At 72.3% G+C, this 12,054-nt stretch carries 9 protein-coding genes; 5 read left to right on the top strand and 4 right to left on the bottom strand.

Translation table 11 applies throughout. From position 1 onward, the window contains the following. Nucleotides 1–24: 24 nt before the first annotated feature. From AB0A94_RS13825 to AB0A94_RS13815, 3 genes are all read right to left on the bottom strand, one after another. Nucleotides 25–1,122 (bottom strand): ABC transporter substrate-binding protein, encoded by a 1,098-nt coding sequence (locus tag AB0A94_RS13825; RefSeq protein ID WP_361743564.1) that lies wholly within the window; start codon nt 1,120–1,122, stop codon nt 25–27. 1,008 nt (nt 1,123–2,130) lie between these two features. Next, on the bottom strand, nt 2,131–3,162 hold the full coding sequence (locus AB0A94_RS13820; protein WP_361743561.1) for a LacI family DNA-binding transcriptional regulator: 1,032 nt from the start codon (nt 3,160–3,162) through the stop codon (nt 2,131–2,133). Between the two features lie 311 nt (nt 3,163–3,473). Next, a complete protein-coding gene (locus tag AB0A94_RS13815) occupies nt 3,474–4,487 on the bottom strand; it encodes a LacI family DNA-binding transcriptional regulator (protein WP_361743558.1) in 1,014 nt (337 codons plus the stop codon). Between the two features lie 176 nt (nt 4,488–4,663). Here AB0A94_RS13815 and AB0A94_RS13810 point away from each other — a divergent pair, with 176 nt between their 5' ends. From AB0A94_RS13810 to AB0A94_RS13790, 5 genes are all read left to right on the top strand, one after another. Next, a complete protein-coding gene (locus AB0A94_RS13810; protein WP_361743555.1) occupies nt 4,664–6,490 on the top strand; it encodes a sugar-binding domain-containing protein in 1,827 nt (608 codons plus the stop codon). A 112-nt stretch (nt 6,491–6,602) separates the two neighbouring features. Then, a complete protein-coding gene (locus tag AB0A94_RS13805; protein ID WP_361743552.1) occupies nt 6,603–7,973 on the top strand; it encodes an extracellular solute-binding protein in 1,371 nt (456 codons plus the stop codon). Nucleotides 7,974–7,995: 22 nt separating this feature from the next. Continuing rightward, nucleotides 7,996–8,928: a sugar ABC transporter permease gene (locus AB0A94_RS13800; RefSeq protein ID WP_361743549.1), complete on the top strand. Its 933-nt coding sequence runs from the start codon at nt 7,996–7,998 to the stop codon at nt 8,926–8,928. Between the two features lies 1 nt (nt 8,929). Further along, the gene (locus AB0A94_RS13795; protein WP_361743546.1) at nt 8,930–9,874 is read left to right on the top strand and encodes a carbohydrate ABC transporter permease; all 945 of its coding nucleotides are present in this window, start codon (nt 8,930–8,932) and stop codon (nt 9,872–9,874) included. Nucleotides 9,875–9,930: 56 nt separating this feature from the next. Further along, nucleotides 9,931–11,121, top strand: a complete 1,191-nt coding sequence (locus AB0A94_RS13790; protein ID WP_361743543.1) for an MFS transporter — start codon at nt 9,931–9,933, stop codon at nt 11,119–11,121. 62 nt (nt 11,122–11,183) lie between these two features. Here AB0A94_RS13790 and AB0A94_RS13785 read toward each other — a convergent pair whose 3' ends face one another. Then, nucleotides 11,184–12,014, bottom strand: a complete 831-nt coding sequence (locus tag AB0A94_RS13785) for an alpha/beta hydrolase (protein WP_361743541.1) — start codon at nt 12,012–12,014, stop codon at nt 11,184–11,186. Between the last annotated feature and the right edge of the window lie 40 nt (nt 12,015–12,054).

The following is a 12,054-nucleotide window of genomic DNA, read 5'->3' as shown; positions in this document are numbered from 1 at the left end:
GGCGGGCCGGGCCCCGGAGCGGGATCAGTAGGCCTTGCCGAGGTCCTGCTCGGCGTTGCCGGCGTCGTAGGCGCTGTCCTGGATCACGATGTCCTGGGGGACTTCCTTGCCCTGGGTGAAGGCGTCCAGCGTCTGGAACGCCAGCGGGCCGAACCTCGGGTTGGACTCGATGACGCCGCTGATCCAGCCGTCGACGACGCCCTGGACGGCGTTGCGCGTGCCGTCGACCGTGACGATCTTGACGTCGCCGGCCTTCTTGCCGGCGCCCTTGAGCGCGGCGACCGCGCCCAGGCCCATCTCGTCGTTCTCCGCGTAGATGCCCTTGATGCCGGGCTCGGACTGGATGAGCTGCTCGGTGACCTGCTGGCCCTTCTCACGGGTGAAGTCACCGGTCTGCTCGAAGACGACCTTCAGATCCGGGGCCTTCTCGGCGACGCGCTCCTTGAAGCCCCGGGTGCGCTCGGTGGTGACGTTGTTCCCGGCCGCGCCCAGCAGGATGGCGACCTCGCCCTTGCCGCCGGTGGCCTCGATCATCTGGTCGGCGGCACGGCGGCCCTGCTCGACGAAGTCCGAGGCGATGAAGGAGACGTAGTCCTTGCAGGCCGTGGCGTTGATCTTGCGGTCGATGGTGACGATCGGGACCTTCTTCGCAGCGGCGGCCTGCAGGACCGGGTCCCAGCCGTCGGAGTTGAGTGGGGCGATCACCAGCAGGTCGGCGCCCTTGGCGAGGAGGTCCTGGACGTCACTGATCTGCTTGGAGAACTGCGACTGGGCGTTGGCGGTGAGCAGCTTGACGCCTCTCTTGGCGGCCTCGTCCTTGATGGACCGCGTCTCCGCGATGCGGAACGGGTTGGCCTCCTTCTCCGACTGGGAGAAGCCGATCGTGGCGTCCTTCAGGTCGGTCTTCTCGCCGCCGTAGGCGTCGATGGTGCAGGTCTTGCCGCCCGGCTTCGGTGTGACGACCTTCTGGCCGGCGTCGGCGGCGGCCGCCGTGGACTTCTCGCTGCCCGACGCGTCGTCCTCGGACTTGGCGCAGGAGGTGGCGGTGAGGGCCACGGCGGCGGCCAGGGCCACGACCACGGGACGGGCGAGGAGGAGGGAACGGTGAGTGGTGCGCTGCATGGTGACCCCGATCCGGGTGACGCTGGAAGGGAACTGGGGAGCCGAAGGACGCGCGGATGTGGAGCTGCTCCCCCTGTGCGAAGCGGCGTCCGGAGCGCCGCAAGGAGGTTTTACATCGTTGGAAGAGGGCTGTAAACCCCCTGTGCGCAAGGTGCGAAGTGAACGGAGCGGGGAGGCGACGGCCCGTTCCGGCGCCGCACGGGCCGCCGTCCGACGGGGCAAGCGCTTGCCCGGTGCCTTGCCCGCACACCGCGGATCGCCGCCGGCGCACGGCGTGTGCGCAGGGGGCCGGGCTCCGGTCCCGCGCACACGAAGACCCGCCGGCGCACGGCGCGTGTGCCGACGGAGACCGGGCCCAGGCACTCGGTGGTCCGGGGCGGACCCGGTCCGGGGAACCCGCGGTACCGGTCGCCGACTTGAGTACTCACGGGGGCGACAAGGGAGCCTGGAGGCATCCGCCCACTGCCGCCGACCACGGGCAGTCGTGCTCCTCCCGGCACCTCAAGGGCTTGGGGGACGTCCCGTGGTGCCGGGCTTCGTGAAACCCCTCCCGGCCCGCCGAGAGCATCCGGCAGGCACCGGCCAGCATCCGGCAGGCACCCGGCCCGCCGGCTCCCGGCGCGTCGGCCGCTCATGGACACGGAAAGGCCGCGCGCCGGTTCGCAGGCGTGTCGCGTGTCGACACGGCCACTCGGCCCGACCCCGGTCGACCCGGTGTGCGGCACCATGGGCGCGTTCGAGTGCGGGCCGCCCCGTCTCCGCGAACGCCGTCGCGGTGTTTCCGCCCGGCGTCGGCGTGCCGGAGAGCGCCTCCGCTCAAGGGCTTCGGCGCGTCAGAGGGCGTCTCCACTCAGGGGCGTCGGCGTGTCGGCCGCCCCGACGGCACTGCCGCAGGAGTGTCGCGAGCACTGCCGACGCACAGGCGCACGCCGGGCGCCCCCGGAGCAGGCTCGTTCCGAAGCCGCGGGCACCGAAGCCGCGGGCATCGCCCGCGACCTGCCCGGTACGTCAGCCGTCCGTCGCCTTCCCGGCCGAAGGCCGCCCCAACGTACTCTCCCGCTCGGCGAGTTGGTAATCCGCCCAGATCCGGCGCGGTTCCGGCGCCCGGTCGTTGAGGCGGGCGAGCACCGACTCCACCGCCAGCCGGCCGATGGCGGCCTTGTCCGGCGACACGGAGGTGAGGGTCACCGCCCCGAAGCGTCCCTCGATCACGTCGTCGAAGCCGACGACGGCGATGTCCTCCGGTACCCGCAGCCCCCGTTCGTGCAGCACCCGCATCGCCCCGATCGCCATCGGGTCGTTGTAGGCGAACACCGCGTCGGGCCGCCGTCCGCTGTCGAGGATGTGGTTCATGGCCAGCGCCCCGTCGGCGTGTCCCCAGCCGTCGGTGGCGGCGACGAGTCCTTCGTCGGCCGGCAGTCCGGCCGCGCCGAGCTCCTCGCGCCAGCCGCGCACGCGCAGTTGCGCCGGCTCGCTGCGCCCGCGCCGGGCCCCGATGAACGCCACCTCCCGGCGCCCCAGACCGATCAGGTGCCGGACGGCGGCGCGGGCCGCGGCCACGTTGTCGATGGCGATGTGGTCGTACGGCAGGTCGTAGTCCCGCTCGCCGAGCAGCACCAGCGGCACGTCCTGGGCGCGGTCGCGCAGGTCCTCGGTCTCCAGCTCGATGGGGCTGAGGATGAGTCCGTCGATGACCCGGGCCCGGAAGCCCTGGCTCACCAGCAGTTCCTGCTCGCGCATGCCCCCGGTGTGGTCGAGCAGCACGATGTAGTCGTGCTCGGACGCGGCGTCGATGACGGAGGCGGCCAGCTCGGCGAAGTAGGGGTTCCCGAGCTCGGGCAGGGCGAGCGCGATGATGCCCGTACGCCCCTTCCGCAGATGCCTGGCGGCGAGGTTGGGCCGGTAGCCGAGCGTGTCGATGGACCGCTGGACGCGCTCACGCATGGCCGGGGTGACGTGCTGGTAGTTGTTCACCACGTTGGAGACGGTCTTGATGGAGACCCCCGCGTGCGCGGCGACGTCCTTGAGGCTGACCCGCACGGCAATCCCTTCGTGAGCGGCCCGACCCGGTCGGTCGGTGCGGATGCGCGCCATCACCACGAGCCGTGCGCCGAGCCGCTGGGCTCAAGTTTTACAACGTTATACATGCCGTTCCGCGACACTGACAAGGCGCGCACGGGGACGTGTCGGGAACGGCCCCACAGGCCTCGCCGGGCCGGAGGGCCACCGGGCGCCGGCGACGGTGCCGTCACGGGAAGTGTCGTCCCGCGAGCCGGTCGCCGTCCACCGCCGTGGCCCGCGAGCGCGGTGGCGCGCACGGCCCGAGCGGCCCGGTCCGGGCGGCCCGGCCCTCATCCTCCCGTGCTCTCCCGCACGATCAGCCGGTGCCCCGCCGTCTCGTCGACCGCCGGCCCGCCGGATCCGCCCGCGTCGATGCGGTCCAGCAGCAGCTCCACCGCCCGTCGCGCGATGCCGCGCTTGTCCGGGGCGACCGTGGTGATGGTGGGGATGCTGAACCGGGTGGCCTCGATGTCGTCGAACCCGACCACATCGAGGTCCCCGGGCACCGACCAGCCGTCCTCGTGGAGCGCCCGCACCGCCCCGAGCGCCAGGTGGTCGTTGAGGCAGAGCATCGCGTCCGGCCGCTCCGGCAACCGCATCAGCGCGCGGGCGGCGGCGGCCCCGTCGGCCCAGCGGAACGCGGGTACCGGAAGGACCAGTTCGTCCGGCAGCGCCACCCCGGCCGCGGCCAGGGCCTCCTGGTGGCCGACCGTGCGCAGCCGGCCGGTGTTCCGCGCCCCGTGCAGATCGCCGCCGATCACCGCGATGCGCCGGCGGCCCCGCGACAGCAGGTGCTCGGTCGCCTCGCGCGCCGCCGTCACGTTGTCGATCGCCACGTGGTCGGCGCTGCCGGGCAGGTTGCACTCGCCCAGCAGCACCAGCGGCAGCCGGGTGTCGCGATCGGCCAGGTCGCGGGGGAGCAGGGCGAGCGGCGAGAGGATGACGCCGTCGGTGAACTGGGCGTCGAACCCGCGCACCGCGGCCAGTTCCTTCTCGTGCCGTCCGCCGGTCTCGACCAGCAGCGTGGTGCTGCCCCGGCGTTCGGTCTCCGCCATGACGTGCCGGGCCAGCTCGGCGAAGTAGGCGACGTCCAGGTCCGGTACGGCCAGCGCGATCATGCCCGTACGGCCCCGGCGCAGTTGCCGTCCGGCGATGTTGACCCGGTAGCCGAGGGCGTCGATGGCCTCCCGCACCGCGGCCCGGGTCCGCTCGGAGACGTGCTCGTAGTCGTTGAGGACGTTCGACACCGTCTTCGCCGAGACGCCGGCGTACTCCGCGACGTCCTTGATCCTGGGCCTGCCCATGCTTCCCTTCTCGCCCCTCCCGCTGCCTGGGGGATCGTAACCGCAGCTCCGGCGGGCCCGGTCGCGGGCGGTGCGAACCGTCGTGTCGAAAACTTTCCGTCGCCGCCATTTACATCGATGTAATCGTATGGTCGCATGACCCCGTACGCAGCGCACCTGCACTGATGAGGAGCAGCATGAGCACGCCCCTGCCCCCGGACGTCCCGCGTCCGGAGTACCCCCGGCCCCAGTTCGTCCGCGAGGCATGGCTGAACCTCAACGGCCGCTGGCAGTTCGAGACGGACCGCGGGGACAGCGGACTGGAGCGCGGACTGCGCGACCGCGACCTCGCGGGCGAGATCCTCGTGCCCTTCTGCCCCGAGTCCGAGCTGTCGGGAATCGGCGACACGGACTTCATGGAGGCCGTCTGGTACCGGCGCACGGTGACGATCCCGGCCGAGTGGTCCGGTTCCGACGTACTGCTGCACTTCGGAGCGGTGGACCACGACGCCACCGTCTGGGTCAACGGCACCGAGGTGGCCCGCCACCGCGGCGGCTTCACCCCGTTCACCGCGGAACTGCGCGGGGCGGCCGCGCCCGGCGAGGAGGCCGTGATCGTGGTCCGCGCCCGCGACACCCGGCACGGCCCGCAGGCCCGCGGGAAGCAGGCCACCTGGTACGCCAACACCCACTGCCACTACACCCGCACCACCGGGATCTGGCAGACGGTGTGGCTCGAACCGGTGCCGGCCGCGGTCCGCCTCAAGCGCCCGCGGATCACCCCGGACCTGGGCTCGGGCTCCTTCCACGTCGACCTCCCGGTCACCGGCAACCTGCCGGGCCACCGGGTGCGCGCGGTCCTCGCGGACGAGCGCGGCGAGGTCGTGTCCGCCTCCGCCCGCGCCGACCTCGACCTGTGCCCCCGGCTGGTGCTGACCGTGCCCGAGGACCGGCTGCGCACCTGGTCGCCGGCCGACCCGCACCTGTACGACCTGCGCCTCCAGCTCCTCGACGCGGCGGGCGGGGTCGTCGACGAGGCGACGTCGTACGCGGGCCTGCGGTCGGTCGCCCTCCACGGCAAACGGGTGCTGATCAACGGCGAGCCCGTCTTCCAGCGGCTGGTGCTCGACCAGGGGTACTACCCGGACGGGCTGATGACCGCCCCCACCGACGCCGACCTCGTGCGCGACATCGAACTCGGCCTGAAGGCCGGCTTCAACGGGGCCCGGCTGCACCAGAAGGTGTTCGAGGAGCGCTACCTCCACCACGCCGACCGCCTCGGCTACCTGGTGTGGGGCGAGTTCGGCGACTGGGGCTGCGAGACGGGCGTCCGCGACGACAACCAGCGCCCCGACGCCGGCTACGTCGCCCAGTGGCTGGAAGCCCTGGAACGCGACCACTCCCACCCGTCGATCATCGGCTGGTGCCCGCTGAACGAGACGTACCAGAACCTGCACGACCGGATCACCCAGCTCGACGACGTGACCCGGGCGATGTTCCTGGCCACCAAGCAGGCCGACCCCAGCCGCCCGGTGATCGACGCCTCCGGCTACGCCCACCGCGTGCCCGAGACCGACGTCTACGACTCGCACTGCTACGAGCAGGACCCGGAGGTCTTCGCCAGGACCATGGCCGGACTCGCCGAGGGCCGCCCGTACGTCAACACCGCACCCGACGGCCGCGACTGGTCCGTGCCCTACCGCGGACAGCCCTACTTCTGCAGCGAGTTCGGCGGCATCTGGTGGGACGCGGCCGTCGCCGCGACCGCGGCGGGCGACGAGCGGGGAACGTCCTGGGGGTACGGCGAACGGCCGCGCACCGCCGAGGAGTTCCTGGCCCGCTTCACCGGCCTGGTGGACGTCCTGCTCGACGACCCGGACATGTTCGGCTACTGCTACACGCAGCTCACCGACGTCTTCCAGGAGCGCAACGGCGTCTACGGCTTCGACCGCGGCGAGAAGTTCGACACCGCCGTACTGCGCCGCGTCCAACAGCGCACGGCCGCCTGCGAGTCCGCCGGCTGACAGCACCGGGCCCGGCCGTCCGGCGGACGACCGTGACCGGGCTCCCTCCCCAGACCATGTCGTCCGCAGCGTCCGGCGGCGATGTACATCGATGTAGAAGAAAGGTAGTGCCATGGTCGACCTGCCTGGCCCACGGGCCGCCTCCGCCGGGCCGGAAGGCAACCGCGCCGCGCCGTCCCGCCGCGGCCTGCTCCGCGCCTCGCTGGCCTCCGCCGCCGCGCTCCTCGGCGGCGGATCCCTCGCCGGCTGCGGCTTCGCCGCAGCCTCGTCGGACCCGCGCACCGTGCGCATGTGGGACCTGTTCAGCGGCGCCGACGGCGCGCTGCTCGACGAACTGATCGACCTCGCACGGCCGGGCATGTCCGGCACCCGCGTCGAGCGGACCGTGCTGGAGTGGGGCACGCCCTACTACACCAAGCTCGCCATGGCCTCGGCCGGCGGGCGCGGCCCGGACGTCGCCGTCTCCCACATGTCGCGCCTGGCGGGGTACGCGCCGCTCGGACTGCTCGACTCCTGGGACACCGGCCTGCTGGCCGAGTTCGGCGTCCGCGAGCAGGACTTCGCCGAAGCGGTGTGGGGCCGCACCCAGTACCGGGGCCGGACGTTCGCCGTACCGCTGGACACCCACCCGTTCATCGTCTTCTTCCACCCGGACCCCGCCCGCGAGGCCGGACTGCTGACCGGTGACGGAGCCCTCGACCAGGAGGCCTTCTCCACACCCGAGCGGTTCCTCGAAGCCGGCCGGGAACTCGCCAGGGCCTCCGGGAAACAGGGGATCTCCTTCGGCTACGTCAACGACACGGCGCAGGGCTGGCGGCTGTTCTACGGGCTCTACCGGCAGACCGGGAACGACCTCGACCTGCCCGTGGGCGGCACGGTCACGGCGAACGTCGACGCGATGACCGAGGTCATCGCCTTCATGCGGAAACTGGTCGACGGACGCGCCAACCCGCGCCGCCTCGACTACCCGGCGGCCCTCGCCAACTTCACCAACGGACAGACCGCGATGATCCTCTCTGGCGAATGGGAGCTCGGCACCTTCCGGGCCGCCGACCCGAAGGTCGGGGCGGCACCCTTCCCCACGGTGTTCGGCACCCCGGCGGTCTACGCCGACTCCCACTCCTTCGTCCTGCCGCGCCGCCCCGAGCCGGACGAGGCGCACCGCAGGCGCACCCACCGGGCGGTGGCCGCGATCCTCAAGGCGGGCCAGACCTGGGCGAAGGCCGGTCACATCCCCGCGTACCAGCCGGTGACCCGCACGCCGGACTACGCGCGGCTGAAGCCCCAGTCGCGGTACGCACAGGCCGCCGACCACGTCGTGCTCGACCCGCCCGTCTGGTTCGCGGGCGCCGGTTCCGACTTCCAGAACTCCATGTCGCAGGTGCTCCAGCAGTCCATGCTCGACGGCCTGGCGCCCGACCGGGCGGCCCGCGCCATGGTCGAGCGGATCAACACCGCCCTGTCCCAGCCCAGTCCGGCCTGAGCCGCCGCGAAGGAGGCAGCAGATGTCCACCCCACTCGCTTCCCCCGGCCGGCCACCGGCCGGCCGGACCGCCACCGGACCCGTCGCGACCCTGCGCCGCGCCTTCCCGCCGGGGCTGCTCCTCGCCCTGCCCTTCCTCGTCCTGTTCGCCCTCTTCATGCTCTGGCCGCTGGTCCAGGGCGCCTGGATGAGCCTCACCGACACCTCCCTCTCCGCCCACGACCCCTCCTTCGTCGGGCTGGACAACTACACGGAGGCCCTCGGCGACGCCGAGATGTGGCGCGCGATGTGGCACACGGTGTGGTTCACCGTCGTCTCCACCGTGCCCCTGGTGGCCGTCGCCCTCGTCATGGCCCTGCTGGTGTACACCGGGCTGCCCGGACAGTGGGTGTGGCGGCTCGCGTTCTTCGCCCCGTACCTGCTGCCGGTCGGGGTGATCGGACTGCTGTGGCTCTGGCTGTACCAGCCGGACCTCGGCCTCTACAACCACCTGCTGCAGGCGGTCGGGCTGGACGGCCTCGCGTGGCTGAGCGACGAGTCCGTCGCCCTGTACGCCGTCGTGATCGCCACCCTGTGGTGGACCGTCGGCTTCAACTTCCTGCTGTTCCTCGCGGCGCTGCAAGCCGTGCCCGACCACCTGTACGAGGCGGCGGCCCTGGACGGAGCGGGCGCCTGGCGGCGGCTGTGGCACGTGACGCTCCCGCAACTGCGGCGCATCACCGGCGTGATCACGGTGCTGCAGGTACTCGCCTCGCTGAAGGTCTTCGACCAGGTGTACCTGCTCACCAAGGGCGGGCCCAACGGCTCCACCCGCCCCGTCGTCGAGTACCTCTACGACATGGGCTTCACCGGCTACCGCCTCGGCTACGCCTCCGCCATCGCCTACGTCTTCTTCGCCCTCGTCGTCCTCGCCTCCGCCGTGCAGCTCGTCGCCCTTCGCCGCAGGGAGAAGTGACATGACCTCCATCGACGTCCCCACACGGCCCGCGCGCCGCACGGCCTCCCCGCTCCCGGCCGCGCGCCGGGCCCACCGGAACCGGCCGGTCCCGCAGCGCGGACCCCACCTCACCCTCGGCGCGAGCCGGCTCTCCCGCACCCTGGCCCTGGCGGCCCTCGCGGTGCTGGCGCTGCTCTGGCTGCTGCCGATGGCCTGGGCGGTGCTCACCGCCTTCAAGTCCGAGCAGGACGCCAGCGACCCGGTCCACTGGATCTGGCCGCGGGGCGGTTTCACCCTGGACGCCTTCCGCACCGTGATCGAGCGCGGCGACCTGCCGCTGTGGATGCTGAACAGCTTCCTTGTCGCCGCGGCCGTCACCGCCGTCACCGTGGCCGTGTCCGCGACGGCCGGCTACGCCTTCTCCCGTACGGTCTTCCGCGGCCGCCGGTGGCTGTTCGCCCTCACCGTCGCATCGGTCCTCGTCCCGCCGCAGATGCTGATCGTCCCCTGGTTCCAGCAGATGCTCACCCTGGGCCTCGTGGACACCTACGCGGCGGTGATCCTGCCGCAGACGGTGGCGCCGGTGATGGTGTTCATCCTGAAGAAGCACTTCGACGCCGTCCCGCGCGAGCTGGAGGAGGCCGCCCGCATCGACGGCGCGGGCCACGCGCGGATCTTCTGGTCGGTGCTGCTGCCGCTGTCCCGCCCCATGCTCGCCGCGGTGTCGATCTTCGTGTTCATCGGGGCGTGGAACAACTTCCTGTGGCCGTTCGTGTCCACGTCCGACCCGGCGCTGATGACCCTGCCGGTCGGCATCACCGCGGTGAAGGACGCCTACGGCGTCAACTACGCCCAGACGATGGCGTCCTCGGTGCTGGCCGCACTGCCCCTGGTCCTGGTCTTCGTCTTCTTCCAGCGGCACATCGTGAAGTCGGTGGCGACGACCGGCCTGGGCGGCCAGTGACTCCCGGTGGCGTGCCGCGAGGGGGCCGCGGCCGGGTGGGGCGTTAGCGTCGGGACATGGCCGGTGATCGCCGCGGATGGCGGGTGTGTCTGCTCGGCGGCGCGGTGTTCGCGGTGTGCATGACCGGCACCACGCTGCCGACCCCGCTCTACCCCCTGTACCAGGAGAAGTTCGGCTTCTCCGAGCTCACGGTCACCGTCGTGTACGCCGTGTACGCCTTCGCGGTCGTCGGAGCACTGCTGCTGGTGGGCGACGCCTCGGACGCCGTGGGCAGGCGTCCGGTGCTGTGGTGGGGCCTGGGCTGCGCGGCCGCGAGCGCCGTCTGCTTCCTGTGCGCCACCGGTCAGGGCCTGCTGTACTCCGGGCGGCTGCTGTCCGGGCTCTCCGCCGGGCTGTTCACCGGGGCCGCCACGGCGTACGTCATGGAGTCGGCGCCGCCCGGCGGAACCTCCCGGGCCACGTTCGTCGCCACCGCCGCCAACATGGGTGGCCTCGGCTGCGGTCCGCTGCTCGCCGGCCTCCTCGCCCGGTACGCGCCCCGGCCGCTGCATCTGCCGTTCGCCGTGCACCTCGCCCTGGTCGCCTGCTCGGCCGCCGTCCTGCTGTGGCTTCCGGAGACCGTGGCGGAGCGCCGCCCGCCGGCCACCGTACGACCGCGGCGGCCGGGGGTGCCGGTGCGGGTGCGGCCGGTGTTCGGCCCGGCGGCGGTCGCCTCGTTCGCGGGTTTCGCGTTGTTCGGTGTGTTCACCTCCGTCGGTCCGGCCTTCCTCGCGCGGTCCCTGGACGTGACCGATCACGCCGTGAGCGGGCTGGTCGTGGCGCTGGCCTTCTTCTCCTCGACCGGCGGTCAGCTGGCCGCCGGGCGGGCCGGCCCGGTCCGGTCACTGCCGCTGGGATGTGCCGGACTCCTCGCCGGGCTGGCGCTGCTCGCGGGCGCGTTGTACGGGGACCTGCTGGCGCTGGTGGTGCTCAGCGCGGTCACCGGGGGGTTCGGGCAGGGGCTCGCGTTCCGCGGCGCGCTGTCCGCCGTGAGCGGGGCGTCCCCGCCGGACCGGCGCGCGGCGGTGATCTCGACGCTGTTCGTGGTGGCGTACCTGGGCATCTCGGTGCCGGTCATCGGTGTGGGGCTGCTGACCGGCCCGATGGGCCTGGAGGGCGCGGGACTGGTGTTCATCGCCTGCATGGGAGCCCTCGTCGTGGCGGCGGCCGGCTACCTCCTGCGCCGGCCGGTGCCGGCGGGGACCTGACCACCGGCCGTGCGCCTGGCCGGCGAAGGTGCTTCCGGCGCCGTCCGGGTGACCGGGCCGCGCTACGACTCGATGAATTCCAGGATGTCGCGGTTGAGGACGTCCGGATGGGTCGCCAGCATGCCGTGGGGGTACCCCTCGTAGGTCTTCAGAGTGCCGTTCTCGAGCAGCTCGACCGTCAACGGCGCGGAGTTCTCGTAGGGGACGACCTGGTCGTCGGTGCCGTGCGCGACGAGGACCGGGACGCCGATCTTCTTCAGGTCCTCGGTGAAGTCGGTCTCCGAGAACGCCTTGATGCACTCGTAGTGGGCGTTGGCCGCCCCCATCATGCCCTGTCGCCACCAGTTGTCGATCAGGCCCTGGGAGACCTCCGCGCCGGGCCGGTTGAATCCGTAGAACGGACCCGACGGCACGTCGATGTAGAACTGCGCGCGGTTGGCGGCCAGGGCCGCGCGGAACCCGTCGAAGACGTCGATCGGCAGACCGCCGGGGTTGCTCTCGGACTTGACCATGACCGGGGGCACCGCGCCCACCAGCACCGCCTTGGCGACCCGGCCCGGCTCGGCCCGCGCGACGTACCGCGCGACCTCTCCGCCGCCGGTCGAGTGCCCGACGTGCACGGCCTCCCGGAGATCGAGGGCGCCGGTCAGCACCGCCACGTCCGCGGCGTAGGTGTCCATCTCGTGGCCGGCCGAGGCCTGACCGGAGCGGCCGTGACCACGCCGGTCGTGAGCGATCACGCGGTAGCCCCGGGACAGGAAGAACAGCATCTGGTTGTCCCAGTCGTCGGCGCTGAGCGGCCAGCCGTGGTGGAAGACGACCGGCTGTCCGTCGCGCGGACCCCAGTCCTTGTAGAAGATGGTCGTGCCGTCGGGGGTGGTGACCGTGCCCATGGTGATCCCTCCGCGTGATCCGGATCGACGGCACTCACCC

Source organism: Streptomyces sp. NPDC044984 (genome assembly GCF_040646935.1).
GTDB lineage: Bacteria > Actinomycetota > Actinomycetes > Streptomycetales > Streptomycetaceae > Streptomyces.
Note: the sequence above shows the minus strand (reverse complement) of the source record. Positions and strands in the feature narration are given on the sequence as shown.